Source organism: Streptomyces sp. NPDC043952 (assembly GCF_056435325.1).
The window spans coordinates 1-15,986 of sequence record NZ_JBWKES010000004.1 but is presented as its reverse complement, the minus strand read 5'-3'; the positions used below and the strand labels follow the sequence as shown (position 1 = coordinate 15,986).

General features: G+C 67.6%; 10 protein-coding genes, 3 tRNA genes and 1 pseudogene. 11 read left to right on the top strand and 3 right to left on the bottom strand.

Translation table 11 applies throughout. The annotated features are described in order from the left end of the window. Window positions 1–549 precede the first annotated feature (549 nt). The 7 genes and pseudogenes from AC069R_RS05560 to AC069R_RS05530 all read left to right on the top strand — a co-directional run bounded on the left by AC069R_RS05560 (window position 550) and on the right by AC069R_RS05530 (window position 9,585). On the top strand, window positions 550–1,041 hold the full coding sequence (locus AC069R_RS05560; RefSeq protein WP_478764789.1) for a hypothetical protein: 492 nt from the start codon (window positions 550–552) through the stop codon (window positions 1,039–1,041). A 1-nt stretch (window position 1,042) separates the two neighbouring features. Beyond that, window positions 1,043–1,990: a hypothetical protein gene (locus AC069R_RS05555; protein WP_478764788.1), complete on the top strand. Its 948-nt coding sequence runs from the start codon at window positions 1,043–1,045 to the stop codon at window positions 1,988–1,990. 83 nt (window positions 1,991–2,073) lie between these two features. Continuing rightward, window positions 2,074–2,457, top strand: a complete 384-nt coding sequence (locus tag AC069R_RS05550; protein WP_478764786.1) for a hypothetical protein — start codon at window positions 2,074–2,076, stop codon at window positions 2,455–2,457. 335 nt (window positions 2,458–2,792) lie between these two features. Continuing rightward, the gene (locus AC069R_RS05545; protein ID WP_478764785.1) at window positions 2,793–6,542 is read left to right on the top strand and encodes an SGNH/GDSL hydrolase family protein; all 3,750 of its coding nucleotides are present in this window, start codon (window positions 2,793–2,795) and stop codon (window positions 6,540–6,542) included. A 115-nt stretch (window positions 6,543–6,657) separates the two neighbouring features. Next, the gene (locus AC069R_RS05540) at window positions 6,658–7,071 is read left to right on the top strand and encodes a hypothetical protein (protein WP_478764784.1); all 414 of its coding nucleotides are present in this window, start codon (window positions 6,658–6,660) and stop codon (window positions 7,069–7,071) included. Between the two features lie 137 nt (window positions 7,072–7,208). Continuing rightward, complete coding sequence (locus tag AC069R_RS05535) at window positions 7,209–7,796, top strand: hypothetical protein (RefSeq protein ID WP_478764783.1); 588 nt, start codon at window positions 7,209–7,211, stop codon at window positions 7,794–7,796. Between the two features lie 570 nt (window positions 7,797–8,366). Beyond that, window positions 8,367–9,585: pseudogene (locus AC069R_RS05530) on the top strand (IS110 family RNA-guided transposase). A 117-nt stretch (window positions 9,586–9,702) separates the two neighbouring features. Here the strand turns inward: AC069R_RS05530 and AC069R_RS05525 are convergent. The 3 genes from AC069R_RS05525 to AC069R_RS05515 form a co-directional block, all read right to left on the bottom strand. Then, window positions 9,703–9,779, bottom strand: a tRNA-Ile gene (locus AC069R_RS05525). Window positions 9,780–9,955: 176 nt separating this feature from the next. Beyond that, a tRNA-Asn gene (locus AC069R_RS05520) sits at window positions 9,956–10,028 on the bottom strand. A gap of 6 nt (window positions 10,029–10,034) precedes the next feature. After that, a tRNA-Asn gene (locus tag AC069R_RS05515) sits at window positions 10,035–10,107 on the bottom strand. 158 nt (window positions 10,108–10,265) lie between these two features. Here AC069R_RS05515 and AC069R_RS05510 point away from each other — a divergent pair. From AC069R_RS05510 to AC069R_RS05495, 4 genes are all read left to right on the top strand, one after another. Beyond that, on the top strand, window positions 10,266–10,571 hold the full coding sequence (locus AC069R_RS05510) for a YtxH domain-containing protein (RefSeq protein WP_478764781.1): 306 nt from the start codon (window positions 10,266–10,268) through the stop codon (window positions 10,569–10,571). A 29-nt stretch (window positions 10,572–10,600) separates the two neighbouring features. After that, window positions 10,601–12,064, top strand: a complete 1,464-nt coding sequence (locus AC069R_RS05505; protein ID WP_478764780.1) for a xylulokinase — start codon at window positions 10,601–10,603, stop codon at window positions 12,062–12,064. Between the two features lie 164 nt (window positions 12,065–12,228). Further along, a complete protein-coding gene (locus AC069R_RS05500; RefSeq protein WP_478764779.1) occupies window positions 12,229–13,962 on the top strand; it encodes an ABC transporter ATP-binding protein in 1,734 nt (577 codons plus the stop codon). Next, window positions 13,962–15,890, top strand: a complete 1,929-nt coding sequence (locus tag AC069R_RS05495; RefSeq protein ID WP_478764777.1) for an ABC transporter ATP-binding protein — start codon at window positions 13,962–13,964, stop codon at window positions 15,888–15,890. Before AC069R_RS05500 ends, AC069R_RS05495 begins: the two co-directional genes overlap by 1 nt. Window positions 15,891–15,986: the final 96 nt, after the last annotated feature.

Genomic DNA, 15,986 nt, shown 5'->3' with positions numbered 1-15,986 from the left:
TAAGCGCAGGTCAGAGGCCATTAGCGGTTTCTGTCTCTGCGTCGGCCCTCCCGATCCCATCGAACCCTTCCGCCCACTGCGCGTTCACTTCGAATCCACTGGCGCTCGTGTTCACACCTGGCACTAACGGTGCGGTGAGCCATCCGCACAGGGTCGCCGAGAGGGATGAGTCGAACTCCGGCACGGCGGACCACCTTGCCAACGAAGCGGGCCGCAGCTTCTTCGCCCGAGCGGTGAATGCACGACCGACAGGATGCACGTTTCCGTCACGCCGACGCGTTGCCGTGAGCGACCTCGGTGTTCCGGTTTCACAGGAAACACATAGACATCATGTTCGCGCGCGGATTCCATACGGAGCATGGTTTCGGCCTGCTCTCGGCAGACTTCTACTACTGACGGTGGCCAGGCGGCTACAGTACTGACCTGTCATCCAGAAGGTCCAGACCAGACCGTATGGATGTACATGACCATGCACGGGGGAGAGCAAGACCATACACAGCACCAACGGGCACCTCCCCGTGCGGCTCCATCTTCACGAGGGGGATTCCTTTGGGCCGCATACGAGCCTCCGCCACGACCCTGATCACCGCCGCTGCCTGCGCCGCAGTTCTGGCGGGAGCGTCGTCCGCCTACGCCGGAACCTCGTACGAAAGCGACATCTGCTCGTCGTCCGGCAACAAGTACTGCTTCCGTCTTCACTACAACTCGCGTTCGTCACAGACGTGGGTGTCGCACGGATCGTGCTTCCTGTCCAACGTGTCGGTCCCGAACTCGTGGGGCTACTCGCCGAACCAGGCCAGCGTGGTCCGCTACGTCTTCGACTACCACTCGAACGCCTGCTACGACGACGACAAGGGCTACAAGCAGGGCGTTTACCACAACGCGGCATCAGGGTCTAACGACGACCCGTCGCACTCGTACAACGTGTTCTCCAGCACCAACTACTCGGGGTACACGACGTACTTCCCCCGCAAGGACGGCATCGCTCACAACCTTGAATCCAACGTCAAGAACAAGAACGAGTCCCAGCGGAGGAACTGACGTGCTTGCCAAATCCATGCGGGTGACGGCTGCTGCCGCCGCGTGTGCCGCCATCGCCACCGCCTCCTACGCCACCACGCACAACGGCCAGGGAAATGACCGCACCACGGCCCAGACGGCGGCAAGCCGCCCGCGGGCCGAGGCCGCTCAACGTCTCGCACAGCCTCAGCGAATTCCCCAGGTCGGACTCGTGAAAGGCATGAGACTCCCGGTCCAGGACTACATGCTCTCCAACGCGGACACCGCTCAGATCGAGGACGCCCGTTCAGCGGTCGAATCCGCATGCATGCAGCATCACGGGTTCACCTTCAACCCGCCCTCCGCCCGCGACACCGTCCCGGCCGGCTACGACGAGGCCAACATGGAGCGCCGGTACGGCCTCACCGACGACACGGCCGCCCGCACACACGGCTACCAGTTCCCCGGCGCGGCAGACCCTTCCCAGGAGCAGGCCGAATCGGACGCGGAAGAGAAGATGGAAGGTCGCAGCGACGCGTGGGACAAGGCCCTCGACGAAGTGTGCATCCCCGAGGCAAACAAGAAGATCGGCATCATCAACCCCACCGACCCGGCCGGTGAGTTGTCCGCCCAGTCGTTCGAAGCGACGAAGACGCAGGCACCGGTGACGAAGGCGCTCGCAGCGTGGTCGTCCTGTATGAACCGGGCGGCGCACAACTTCCGCTCTCCCCTTGACGCCTCCGCCGCTTTCTCGCCCGCAGCCGCCGACCGGACCGTCTCCAAGCCTTCACAAGCAGAGGTGCAAACCGCCACAGCGGACGTCACCTGCAAGAAGAGCAGCCGTCTCGTGGTGGTCTGGTACAAAACGGAAGTCGCCTACCAGAAAAAGCAGATCGCCACCCAGAGGAAACAGCTCCAGGCGCAGAAGGCCCGCAACAGCAAGCTGGTCGACAACGCACGTGCCGTTCTCGCCACGTCAGGCAACCAGTAACGGCGCAGCCCCTGTAGAGGGCCGGCGCGACACCGCGTACCCGCCCCCAGGGTCCGGGTCGCGCCGGCTAGTGAGGACCCTTGATGCCCAGCAGAAGAACCATCATCAGCTGGCTGGTGGTGTTCGTGGTCGTCTTCGGCGCGGCAGCCTGGTACATCGAAACCCAGGTCAACGCCTCCCCAAAGCCTGGCCCTGAGAGGACGCAGGTCGAGGTGACACAGTACGGCGTCGACCAGAGCCACGGACGCCGGATGGCAGTCGCCGAGTACGTCATCCACAACGAAACAGCTCCCGGACCGGTCACCTACACCGTGACGTTTGGCTTCGGCGACGATCCCACGGCGTTCACCAAGACCGTCATCAAGCGCGTCGACGGCCACGTCAGCTACGCCGGCAGCGTCAGTATCCCCTGGGATCAACTGGAGGCCCTCGACGGGGTTCGGGTCCTCGGTGTCCAGCGGGACTGACCGGTCTCTTCTATTTCTTCATCGAGCTCCCGCCCCTGGCCTCCTCTGGGTACGGGGCGGGTCAAGCCGTGCCCACGACCGGGGTGCGGTACATCCCCTTACTCAGGAGCGGGGGAAGTCCTGTCTTGAGATCCAGAAAACGACACATATCCTTGGCAGCCGTGGTGGCGTGTGCTGCGCTGACAGGCGGCCTGCTGCACGCGAACCCGGCCGCGGCAGCACCGGCCCCACCACCCAAGCCGGGCCGAAGTGAACAACCCTCGGCTCCGCCCGAGCGCGTGCCGGATCCGGCGAAGAAGCTGGGAAATGGCTGGAAGACTGCCAGAGATCGGGCTATGACCACGGCAGCGGACGCCTCCGGTTTCAAAATCATCGTCGCGGACAGCAGGACCGCCTACCAGTGGCGGACCGTCGCCTCCCTCGCAGAGCCCGGCATGGCGGCGGATGCCTGGATCGGCAACGCCTGCCTCATGGACCATGATCATGCCGCCGCCGTCTACGCGCCGCGCACGTTCGTCAACAAGCCCGATCTGATGCAGGGCGGCGGGTTCACCGCGGTCGTCAACCTCACTACGGGCACGGTGAAGAAGCTGCCCTTCACCGCCTCACTCGCCTACTTCGATCCGTCCTGCAACTCGACCACGCACACTGCGGTGTTCTCGGCGTTCCGTGACGACAAGACCCATCTGGTCACCGTCACCACTGCAGGCAAGGTGACCGCCGATGCCACGGCTACAGGCCAGGTGACCTCCGCGGTGCCGGTCGAGGACGGTCTGGTCGCCGCACTCGGGAACCAACTCGTGCACGTCAACTCCGCCGGCAGGAACGTCAAGGGCCTTGCCACAGGAGACAGCACACCGTTCGACATCCGGCCCACCGCGGGTGGCCAGGTCGCGTTTCTCGACCACAAGGGCGACACCGCCCGCGCCCGGCTGTGGCACGGGAAGGGGAAGCCCACCGAGTTGGCATCGGGCAAGCTCGGTGACCTCGCCCTCGCACAAGGCGATTCCGGCCGGGTGTTCCTCACCGGCCACCCCTCCGGAACCAGTCGCCTCACCGGCAGCGGAATCACCCGCTTCAACGCGCCGGCCAACGCGGACATCTCCTCCCTCGGCCGTCTCGCCGTAAACCCGGTCCTCATGCCGGGCATGCGCGCCGGCTTGGCCCACATCAGCAACGCTGGCAAGGGCTTCGCGAAGCCCGAACCCCAGCGGCGCACCGTGCAGCCCCCCATCGACGACGGGACGGGCACCCCGGTGACAGTCGCCAGCACCGCGACCGCGACCGGTAAGAAGATCACTCAAGCGCTGACGGACACGACCACCTCCACGGGGAAGGAATCGTTCTCACCCGCCCTGGCCACACCCGCTCGCCCGGCCATCCGTACGCCCCGGACAGACGACCCCAGGGCACACGACCCGGTCGACACCGACCGCTGGTGCTCCGTCCCCCGCAACGATGTCAAATCCTTGGCGTTGCAGCCGACCTCGAATCAAGTGGAGTGGGCCGTCGACATGGCGGTCCGTGGCGAACTGCGCGCCAAGTGGATCAAGCAGGGCGGGTGGCGTGACCAGTCGGGCCTGGGGACCGTCGACCCGCAGGGCTTGTTCCCGGCCCCGACGCTGAACGGCAAGACCGGTGCACGGATCCCCGCCCAGGTGATGCTCGGGGTGCTGGCGCAGGAATCGAACCTGTGGCAGGCCGAATCCGGCGCGATCCCGGGCGAGATGGGCAACCCCCTTGCCGCGACCGCCGGGTTCTACGGCCACAAGGGGGACACTTCGGAGGCATACTGGAAGATCCACTGGGAGAACTCCGACTGCGGCTACGGCGTCGGCCAGGTCACCGATGGCATGCGCTTGAAGGGGCACGAGAAGAAGGGCGAAACCGCCCTGTCTCCGGAGAAGCAACGCGCTGTGGCCCTGGACTATACGGTCAACATCGCCGCCTCGATGTACATCCTCGCCGACAAGTGGAACGAACTCCACGAGCCAGGGCAGACCATCACCGTCAACAACGACGATCCGTCCAAGCCGGAGAACTGGTTCACCGCCCTGTGGAACTACAACCTCGGCTTCAACCCGAAATCGAACGCGTCGGAGAATCACGGGCAATGGGGGCTCGGCTGGTACAACAACCCTGCCAACCCGCTGTATCCGCCGGATCGTGATCCGTTCATGAGCGTGCCGACGGACGCGGCGCATCCGGAGCGTTGGCCATATGAGGAGAAGGTGATGGGCTGGGCCGCCTGGTCCATCGACACCGGCTACTCCTACGCAACCTCCGGTCGGCAGGACTGGCCCGGCGAGGACGGGTACGCCACGGCCGGCTTCCGCCCTGCCTGGTGGACATCCCCGGCCGAACGCGACGATGTCAAGCCGCCGCTGGACAAGTTCTGCACCAGCGCCAACGACTGCGTCATCAGCAACCCGCCGCGCTGCGAGGTCGACCACATCCCTGACTGCGACTGGCACCACTGGTGGCACGAACAGAACGCGACATGGAAGAAACTCTGCGACAGTGACTGCGGCCACGAGAACATCAAATACGAGACGCTGATTGCCGAACCAGGGCGGGGTTACCGGTTGCAGTACGGCACCCCCGACTGCAACGCAGCCCCCGCAGGTGCACTGATCGTCGAATCCACGCCCGACAACACCCAGTCCTACAGTGACTGCAAACCCTCGGCCGACAATGGCCACTTCCAGTTCACGTTCAACCCCGACCCGGCCACGGCAGGGCCCGGCCTCGGGCAGTACGAGGCCAAGGGTGACCTGTACCAGATCGGAGGCGGCCACGGCGGCCAGTTCTGGTACTCCCACACTCGCGACATCCACCATCTTGGCGGCGACAGCGGGCTGATGACCATCAAAGGCACCTGGACTCTCGACAAGAGCGTGTCCTGGGCCAGGGTGATGGTGCACCTTCCTGACACAGGGGCCCAGACCCGGCAGGCCCTCTATGTGATCGGTGGGTCGGACAGCAGCAGCCCGGGCCGAATCGTGGAACAGCGTGCCAGCCGGTGGGTCAGCCTCGGTGCCTTCCACTTCACCGGCACTCCGACCGTCACCCTCACCAACGCCACGGATGACGGCACCGCCGACGAAGACGTAGCGTGGGACGCGGTCGCCTTCCAACCCCTTCCCGGTAAGCCGAACCACATGGTTGTCGGCATGGGCGACTCCTACTCCTCCGGTGAAGGCGCCTCCGATCCAGGCGGCGACGACTATTACCCGGAGTCGGACTACGTCAGCAAGTCGGGCGGGGACAGGGAGCGGGACGACTGCCACCGCTCCAAGTACGCCTGGACCCGCAGAGCCGTCCTGCCCGGCGAACAGTTGCCGACCGGAGAGCTGGACGACGACTGGAGCGCGCGCATGGACTACCACCTCGTCGCTTGCTCCGGCGCCCGCCACTACAACATTCTCAACATCCCCCAGGCCGGTGAACTCCCACAGATCAGACAGGGCTACCTCGACCAGAACACCACCCTTGTCGCTCTCTCCATCGGCGGCAACGACATGGCCTTCGCCGACATCATCAAGAAGTGCATCACCTCCGTCACGGACGTGTGCCAGAACGGATCGATCAGCAACCGCGACCCGGACACCGGGGAAAAGACCGAAGGCGACACACCCGCGTTGAAGGACTGGCTACCGTCGTGGGCGCACGACACGATCCGGCCCCGACTGGTCAAGACTCTCAACGCACTCCACGAGAAGGCCCCGCACGCGAAGATCGTCCTCATGGGCTACCCGAGACTCCTGGAACGCAACGGCCAGTGCGTCGTGGGGATCGGCACCGACGAAGGCCCCTGGCTGAATGACATGGGCGACCTCGTTGCCACCGAGATGAAGGGAGCGGTCGACGACGCCAACGCCCAGTACCAGACCAACGCGGTCTTCGCTGACCCCCGGTCGGCGTTCGCCGGGCAGGCGATCTGCGGTGACCCGGAGACCATCAACGGCATCGTTCTGACCGGACATGCCAAAGCAGACACCAAGCCCGTCTCGATGAAGTCGTTCCATCCGAAGATTTCCGGAACGGCCAACTACGCCAAGGCGTTCGAGGGCGCCCTCCGCTGAGCAGCCCATACGTCTCAGCCCGGTGGGGGAGAACCGGCATGGTTCTCCCCCACCCCCCGCTTTGAGTAGGCGTACGGATACCAGACCACTACGCAAGCAGAGGACGATCGCCGCCATGGCCTACCTGATACGCGCCCCGAAGACCACCATTGTGGTCGCGGTCGTCACGTTCGGATCCTGGAAGCTCCTCGATGCTCTGGACACACTGCTCGATCATCTGACCGCAGCAGACAGCGACCGCAACCCGCTCGCCGGCGTCCCCTACTACTGGGCCGTCGACGCAGCTGTCATCGTCCTCTACCCACTCGCCTTATGGGCGGGCCTCAGGCTGGCCAGGGTCCGCGGAAACCACCTCGCGGTCGTCGTCGGCTTCTTCACCTGGCTCGTACTCATGCTCAAGCATCTGGACATCAGCACAACCGGGAACGCTCTCCGATTCATGGTCCAGGTCCTGCTGACAGCCGCCGCTTCCCTCCTGCAAGCGATACTGATGCCCGCCAGCACACAGCCGAAAGCCCCACTGCGTTGACGCGCCGGCCGACGAGGACCGTCCTCCTGCGTGGTGTCGGCACACCAATCCTGCTCGCCTACATCCTTTTCGAGAAAGTGCTGTCTCTCGTCTTCTCGACCAGCGGAAGGAGAGCGCATCGCCTCGCCTCCCGCGCAGTGGCGCGGCATGCCCGCCATGCGTCCGAGGCCCGGCTCCGCACCATCGCCGGCAGGTACGAGGAGGAGACACCTCTCACGCTGCGTCTCCTGGCCATCGACGACCACTGCGTGCCGGGAATACTCGACTGGGCCCTGTTCAGTCCACGATGGCCCGCCTACAAGGTGCGCTGCTGGATGCGGCTGACGGCCTACTACACGAGTTCGCTGCCCGTCTCGGACACCATCGACGCGATTCTCACCGCGGGCGACCAGCCCCTGTCCTCGATCCCCTTCAGCCATGAGCACGATGGCACCGGCACCGAGTTGATCCCCGGCCCGCCCGGAGACAGGGTCCGGGCAGGGCACGTCCTCGACTGGGACAAGCCCAGCCGCACCCTGCCGGGTCCAGAGGAGAATCCCTGCCCGTACCGGCAGGTGTACGAGCCGTCTCACGCCACGGTCGCCGCCATCCGACACCAGCACGGCATCGTTTACCGCCTGACCCTGCCCGCAGACGACTACTACCGGATACCACGTCGAACGAACGGTTTCCTCGCTCGTGTTGGCCACGCTCGTCCTGCCGCCTGGGGCCGCACACGCTGCTGACACCGGACCCACTCGGGAGAACAACCCCCTGAGCCTGGGGATACTCCAAGGCCCAGCGTCCGGATCGCACATGCCGCGCCTGCCGCACAGCCGAAGCCGTCACCAAGGGGTCCTCCGGCTGATCAGCACCACGCAGGGCGGCGACCCGTGGGCCGAGCCCGACGGCGGCAATCGGCAGTGCCCTCCGCCGGACCAGCCAGAGGGACCGGCGCACGAGACCTCTACGTCACTTCGCCGTACGACTCCTCAAGGAGTGCCCGGCCTCGTTCCCCGTGCCCACTGCACGTCCACGCTCGACCGAGCCGCCCGTTATGTTTTTCGCGGTCCTGCAAGAGGGCCGCTGGCCTCCGGGCCCGGTATGACTGTGTCCCCTCTGTCGAAGTCGATGACCTGGGGGGTGGTGTCACCGGGCCCGGGAGGTGCCGTCGGAGACGCTGATGAGAGGTCCGGCCGCCACCCGGTCCGGCGCAATGCCGGACAGCCCGCGGATGGCAGGTCTGCATAACGTGGATGCGCGAGTACGACACCGAAGCCGAGGCCGGCACCGTCAACACCCCTGGGAAAGGCACGATGTTCGACACCGAAGACGTGGGCGTGTTCCTCGGCCTGGACGTCGGCAAGAGCAGCCACCACGGCCACGGGCTGACCCCGGCCGGGAAGAAAGTCTTCGACAAGCAGCTGCCGAACAACGAGCCAAAACTGCGGGCCGTATTCGACAAACTGGCCGCGAAGTTCGGCACCGTGCTGGTGATCGTGGACCAGCCCGCATCCATCGGCGCCCTCCCGCTGGCCATCGCCCGCGACGCGGGCTGCCAGGTCGCCTACCTGCCCGGACTCGCGATGCGGCGGATCGCCGACCTCTACCCGGGCGAGGCCAAGACCGACGCGAAGGACGCCGCGGTCATCGCCGACGCCGCCCGCACCATGCCCCACACCCTGCGCACCCTCGAACTCACCGACGAGATCACCGCCTGGCTGACCGTGCTCGTCGGCTTCGACCAGGACCTCGCCGCCGAGGCCACCCGCACGTCCAACCGGATACGCGGCCTGCTCACCCAGTTCCACCCCAGCCTCGAACGCGTCCTCGGCCCTCGCCTCGACCACCAGGCCGTCACCTGGCTCCTGGAGCGCTACGGCTCCCCGGCAGCCCTGCGCAAGGCCGGCCGCCGCAGACTCGTCGAACTCATCCGGCCCAAGGCCCCGCGCATGGCCCAGCGGCTGATCGACGACGTCTTCGACGCGCTCGACGAACAGACCGTCGTCGTGCCCGGCACCGGCACCCTCGACATCGTGATCCCCTCCCTGGCCGCCTCGCTCGCCGCCGTCCACACCCAGCGCCGGGCCCTGGAAGCCCAGATCAACACCCTGCTGGACGCCCACCCTCTTTCCCCGGTCCTGACGTCGATGCCCGGCGTCGGCGTCAGGACCGCCGCCGTCCTGCTGGTCACCGTCGGCGACGGCACCAGCTTCCCCACCGCCGCCCACCTCGCCTCCTACGCCGGCCTCGCCCCCGCCACCAAATCGTCGGGCACCTCGATCCACGGCGAACACGCCCCCACGGAGCGGAAACCGGCAGCTCAAACGAGCCATGTTCCTGTCGGCCTTCGCCTGCATGAACGCCGATCCCGCCTCCCGCACCTACTACGACAAGCAACGAGCCCGCGGCAAAACCCACACCCAGGCCCTCCTCCGCCTCGCCCGCCAACGCATCAGCGTCCTGTTCGCCATGCTCCGCGACGGCACCTTCTACGAACCCCGCATTCCCGAGGACGTCGAACTCGCCGCCTGACCCCCACCAGCCAAACCATCCCAAACCGAACCTGGGCGCCTTGACGAAAGACATAGAGGCACCCCCCGGCCTGGAACAGCACGAGGAGAGAGGTTTCCGCAGGCCCTAGGCGTGCGCTGGTGGGGCGGGTGGGACTCGAACCCACGGCCGACGGATTATGAGTCCGCTGCTCTAACCGGCTGAGCTACCGCCCCATAGCGGCGTGTCGCGTACAAGTGTGCGCGCCGTCTGCCGCAGCATAGCCGCTCATACGATCTCCTGCTTCGGATGGTCGGCTTCCGCGCTGCTCACGACCTTGAGGACATCCGTGCAGGCGCGGCGGTTCCCGCGGACATGAAAAAGGACCCCTGAGGGGCCCTCGTTCAGCGTGCTCCCCCGACTGGACTCGAACCAGTAACCTGCCGGTTAACAGCCGGCTGCTCTGCCAATTGAGCTACGGAGGACCGAAGCTCCCCCGACTGGACTCGAACCAGTAACCTGCCGGTTAACAGCCGGCTGCTCTGCCAATTGAGCTACGGAGGATCGCCTCGATTGCATCGAACGCCCCTCCCTGGGTATTCGCCGGGGGGCGGTCGCTCGCTGCGACACATACATTAGCGCAAGCAGGGGGGTGCTCCGCCAATCGGTACCCTCGGGCACCGCGTCGCACCACAGACCTACGCACGGGAAGGGTGGCAGCCATGCGCTACCGGCTCACGTTCCTCGCCGGACTGGCCCTCGGTTACGTACTCGGCACTCGGGCCGGACGCGAGCGCTACGAGCAGATCAAGAAGTCCGCTCGTCAGTTCGCCCAGAACCCGGCCGTCCGCAACACCGCCGAAACCGCCGCCCAACAGGGCCGCACGTACGCCGGCAAGGCCGTCCACACCGTCTCCGACAAGGTCGGCGACCATGTGCCGTCGTCCGTGGCCCAGCGGGTGCGCTCGCTGCGGGACCGCACGTCGGGCGGCTCGGCGGGCGACGACTGGGGCACCAGCAACACCTAGCGCCTCGCGCATACGGCAATATTCTCCGCATGGGGATAGTCGCCGGTCTGGACAGCTCACCTGATTTCACCCGCATCGTCGTCTGCGACACGGACACCGGTGCCGTGCTCAGGCAGGGGTACGCCCCTCATCCGGTCGATGCGCCGGAGGGGACCCGCCCGAGCGACGTGGACCCCCAGGCCTGGCTGCTCTCCCTCGGGGAGGCCGCCGGCGGGGGTCTGCTGGAGGGCGTCCAGGCCATCGGCGTCTCCGCCCAGCAGCACGCGCTGATCCCCCTGGACGCCCAGGGCAACACCGTGCGCCCGGCCCTCGTCGGTGGTGACCGGCGCGCGCAGGTCGCCGCCGCCGACCTCGTGGACGCCCTCGGCTCCCGCGAGGCCTGGGCGCAGGCCGTCGGCTGTGTGCCGGGCGCCGCGCAGCCGGTCACCAAGCTGCGCTGGCTCGCCCGCAGCGAACCCGAGAACGCCCAGCGCACCGCCGCCCTGCTCCAGGCCCACGACTGGCTGGTCTGGCAGCTGCTCGGCCGCCCGGCCCGGCGCACCACCGACCGCGGCGGGGCCTCCGGCACCGGGTACTGGTCGGCGGCCACCGGCACCTACCGCCCCGACCTGGTCGAGCTGGCGCTCGGCCACCAGGCGATGCTGCCGGAGGTGATCGGCCCCGCCGAGGCGGCCGGTACGACCCCGGAGGGGCTGCTGATCTCGGCCGGGACCGGGGAGACCATGGCGGCCGCCTTCGGGCTCGGGATCGGGCTCGGGGACGCGGTGGTCTCGCTCGGCTCCTCCGGCTCGGTGATGGCCGTGCACCCGCAGGCGCTGGCCGACCAGTCCGGGATGATCACCTCGCTCGCCGACGCCACCGGCATGCACCTGCCGGTCGTCACCACCCTGAACGCCGTGCGCACCCTGCGCGGCACCGCCGAACTCCTCGGCCTGCCCGACCTGGGCAGCCTCTCCGAGCTGGCGATGAAGTCCACACCGGGCGCCCACGGCCTCGTCCTCCTCCCCTACCTGGAGGGCGAGCGCACCCCGAACCTGCCGCACGCGGCGGGCACCCTGACCGGGCTGCGGCGCGAGTCGATGAAGCCGGAGCACCTGGCGCGGGCCGCGTTCGAGGGCATGCTGTGCGGGCTCGCCGACGCGCTGGACGTGCTGCGCGGGCGGGGCGTGGAGGTGCGGCGGATCTTCCTGCTCGGCCCGGCCGCCGAGCTGCCCGCCGTGCAGGCCGCGGCGCCCTCGCTGTTCGGCGCGCAGGTCGTCGTACCGCAGCCCGCGGACTACACGGCGATCGGCGCGGCCCGGCAGGCGGCCTGGGCGCTCGGCGTCTCGCAGGGCACGCTGGACCCGCGTACCCCGCCGGCCTGGCAGGGCGCGGCGGCGCAGGTCCTGGAGCCGGGCGAGGAGCTGGCCGCCGGGCAGGCGGTGCGGCAACAGTTCACGGCGGTGCGGGAGCAGACGCACCCGGCCGCGTTCCACCAGGCGGCACGGAACTGAGCGGTGCGAAACACCTCAAACCATCCCGCAACACCTAGCACCCACAAGGCGGTACGAGAATCCGCTGTCGGGTTAATCAGTTGAGGTAACGCGGGTGGAGTGTCGGACGATAGGGGCCAAGGGCAGACCGACCTGCCCCTGCCGCCCACTCCGAGAGACGTAGCGTGCTCATACGACTTCTACGGACCTATCTCAGGCCCTACAAGAAACCCATAACCCTTCAGGTCCTGCTCCAGTTCCTGCAGACCTGCGCCACCCTGTACCTGCCCACCCTGAACGCCCACATCATCGACAACGGCGTCGTGAAGGGGGACACCGGTTACATCCTGTCCTTCGGCGCCCTGATGATCGGCATCTCGCTGGTGCAGGTCGTGTGCAACATCGGCGCCGTCTACCTGGGCGCCCGTACCGCCTCGGCGCTCGGCCGGGACGTGCGCGGTGCCGTGTTCGACCGGGTGCAGTCCTTCTCCGCCCGTGAGGTGGGTCACTTCGGCGCGCCCTCGCTCATCACACGGACGACGAACGACGTCCAGCAGATCCAGATGCTGGTCCTGATGACGTTCACGCTGATGGTGTCGGCGCCCATCATGTGCGTCGGCGGCATCGTGCTGGCGCTCGGCCTGGACGTGCCGCTGTCCGGGGTGCTGATCGCGGTCGTGCCGGTGCTGGCCATCTGCGTGACCCTGATCGTGCGCAGGCTGCGGCCGCTGTTCCGCACCATGCAGACCCGCCTGGACAAGGTGAACCGGGTGCTGCGCGAGCAGATCACCGGCAACCGGGTGATCCGCGCCTTCGTCCGCGACGAGTACGAGCAGGCCCGCTTCGGCCGGGTCAACGGCGAGCTGACCGAGATGCAGCTGGCCACCGGGCGGCTGCTGTCGCTGATGTTCCCGATGGTGATGACCGTGGTGAACGTGTCCTCCATCGCGGTGGTGTGGTTCGGCGCGCACCGCATCGACAGCGGCGGGATGCAGATCGGCGACCTGACGGCGTTCCTCGCCTATCTGATGCAGATCGTGATGTCCGTGATGATGGCCACCTTCATGTTCATGATGGTGCCGCGCGCCGAGGTGTGCGCCGAGCGCGTCCAGGAGGTCCTGGAGACGGACTCCAGCGTGCTGCCGCCGCTCGCGCCGGTCACCGAGCTGCGCCGGCACGGGCATCTGGAGCTCCGCGCGGCCGGCTTCCGCTATCCGGGTGCCGAGGAGCCGGTGCTGCGCGCGGTCCAGCTGGAGGCCAGGCCCGGCGAGACCACGGCGGTGATCGGGTCCACCGGCAGCGGCAAGTCGACCCTGCTCGGGCTGGTCCCGCGGCTGTTCGACGCCACCGAGGGCGAGGTCCTGGTGAACGGCGTGGACGTCCGCGAGGTCGACCCGGCGCTGCTGGCACGGACGGTCGGACTCGTGCCGCAGAAGCCGTACCTCTTCGCGGGCACCGTCGCCACGAACCTGCGCTACGGCAATCCGGACGCCACCGACGAGGAGCTGTGGCACGCGCTGGAGGTGGCGCAGGCCAAGGAGTTCGTGAGCAGGCTGGAGGGCGGCCTGGACGCGCCGATCGCCCAGGGCGGCACCAATGTGTCGGGCGGTCAGCGCCAGCGGCTCGCGATCGCGCGCACGCTTGTGCAGCGGCCGGAGATCTACCTGTTCGACGACTCCTTCTCCGCGCTCGACTACGCCACCGACGCGGCCCTGCGCGCCGCGCTGGCCGAGGAGACCGCCGAGGCGACCGTCGTCATCGTCGCCCAGCGGGTGGCGACCATCCGGGACGCCGACCGGATCATCGTCCTCGACGAGGGCCGGGTGGTCGGCTCCGGCCGGCACCAGGAGCTGATGGCGGGCAACGACACCTACCGGGAGATCGTGCTCTCCCAGCTGACGGAAGCGGAGGCCGCCTGATGTCCGGGCCCATGGGACGCATGATGGCCGGGGGCGGCCCCGACCAGCGGTCGATGGACTTCAAGGGGTCGGGCAAACGCCTGATCTCCCAGTTCAAGCCCGAACGGCTCACCGTGTACGGCCTGCTGGTCTGCGTGGTGGTCAGCGTGGCCCTCAGCGTGATCGGCCCGAAGATCCTGGGCCGCGCCACCGACCTGGTCTTCTCCGGCATCATCGGCCGGCAGATGCCCGCGGGGGCCACCAAGGCGCAGGTGCTGGCGCAGATGCGGGCGCACGGCAAGGGCGCCATCGCGGACATGCTCCAGAGCACCGACTTCACGCCGGGCAAGGGCATCGACTTCGGCGCGGTCGGCGACGTACTGCTGCTCGCGCTCGTCACCTTCACGGTCGCCGGGCTGCTGATGGCCGTGGCGACGCGGCTGGTCAACCGGTCGGTGAACCGCACGATGTACCGGCTGCGCGAGTCCGTGCAGGCGAAGCTGTCGCGGCTGCCGCTGTCGTACTTCGACAAGCGCCAGCGCGGTGAGGTGCTCTCGCGGGCGACCAACGACATCGACAACATCGGGCAGACGCTCCAGCAGTCGATGGGCCAGCTGATCAACTCGGTGCTGACCATCGTCGGTGTGCTGGCGATGATGTTCTGGGTCTCCTGGATCCTCGCGCTGGTCGCGCTGGTCACGGTGCCGCTGTCGTTCCTCGTGGCCACGCGGGTCGGCAAGCGTTCGCAGCCGCACTTCGTGCAGCAGTGGCGCTCCACGGGCAAGCTCAACGCCCATGTGGAGGAGATGTACACCGGGCACACGCTGGTGAAGGTGTTCGGGCGGCAGGAGGAGTCGGCGCAGCAGTTCGCCGAGCAGAACGAGGCGCTGTACGAGGCCGCGTTCAAGGCGCAGTTCAACAGCGGTGTGATGCAGCCGCTGATGATGTTCGTGTCGAACCTGAACTATGTGCTGGTCGCGGTGGTCGGCGGGCTGCGGGTCGCGTCCGGCGCGCTGTCCATCGGCGATGTGCAGGCGTTCATCCAGTACTCGCGGCAGTTCTCCATGCCGCTGACGCAGGTGGCCTCCATGGCGAACCTGGTGCAGTCCGGTGTGGCCTCGGCCGAGCGGGTCTTCGAACTCCTGGACGCGCAGGAGCAGGAGGCGGACCCGGTGCCGGGCGAGCGCCCCGCGGAGCTGCGCGGGCGGGTGCGGCTGGAGCATGTGTCCTTCCGGTACGACCCGGAGAAGCCGCTGATCGAGGACCTCTCGCTCACGGTGGAGCCCGGCCACACGGTCGCCATCGTCGGCCCCACGGGCGCGGGCAAGACGACGCTGGTCAATCTGCTGATGCGGTTCTACGACGTCTCCGGCGGGCGGATCACCCTGGACGGGGTGGACGTGCGCAGGATGACCCGCGACGAGCTGCGGTCCGGGATCGGCATGGTGCTCCAGGACACCTGGCTGTTCGGCGGCACCATCGCGGAGAACATCGCGTACGGCGCCTCGCGGGAGGTCACGCGGGGTGAGATCGAGGAGGCCGCGCGAGCCGCGCACGCCGACCGCTTCATCCGGACGCTGCCCGAGGGGTACGACACCGTGATCGACGACGAGGGCACGGGGGTGAGCGCCGGTGAGAAGCAGCTCATCACCATCGCGCGGGCGTTCCTGTCCGACCCGGTGATCCTGGTGCTGGACGAGGCGACGAGTTCCGTGGACACGCGGACCGAGGTGCTGATCCAGAAGGGCATGGCCAAACTCGCCGCCGGGCGTACGTCGTTCGTGATCGCGCACCGGTTGTCGACCATCCGGGACGCGGACACGATCCTCGTCATGGAGAACGGCTCCATCGTCGAACAGGGCGCGCACGCCGAGCTGTTGGCGGCGGATGGAGCATACGCCCGCCTGTACAAGGCGCAGTTCGCGCAGGCGGTGGCGGAGGTGGACTAGGTGTTCTGTCCGGGGAGGTTGTGGACGGGTGAGCCAGGTCTCGGCTGAGGGATCTTGAACAGGTGAGGGCCTTCCGGTTCGGTGTGGATTGCGACG

Coding starts and splice junctions, on each gene's coding strand:
- AC069R_RS05550 (WP_478764786.1), top strand. CDS start 2,074: ATGCCCAGCAGAAGAACCATCATCAGCTGGCTGGTGGTGTTCGTGGTC.
- AC069R_RS05545 (WP_478764785.1), top strand. CDS start 2,793: ATGACCACGGCAGCGGACGCCTCCGGTTTCAAAATCATCGTCGCGGAC.
- AC069R_RS05540 (WP_478764784.1), top strand. CDS start 6,658: ATGGCCTACCTGATACGCGCCCCGAAGACCACCATTGTGGTCGCGGTC.
- AC069R_RS05510 (WP_478764781.1), top strand. CDS start 10,266: ATGCGCTACCGGCTCACGTTCCTCGCCGGACTGGCCCTCGGTTACGTA.
- AC069R_RS05505 (WP_478764780.1), top strand. CDS start 10,601: ATGGGGATAGTCGCCGGTCTGGACAGCTCACCTGATTTCACCCGCATC.
- AC069R_RS05495 (WP_478764777.1), top strand. CDS start 13,962: ATGTCCGGGCCCATGGGACGCATGATGGCCGGGGGCGGCCCCGACCAG.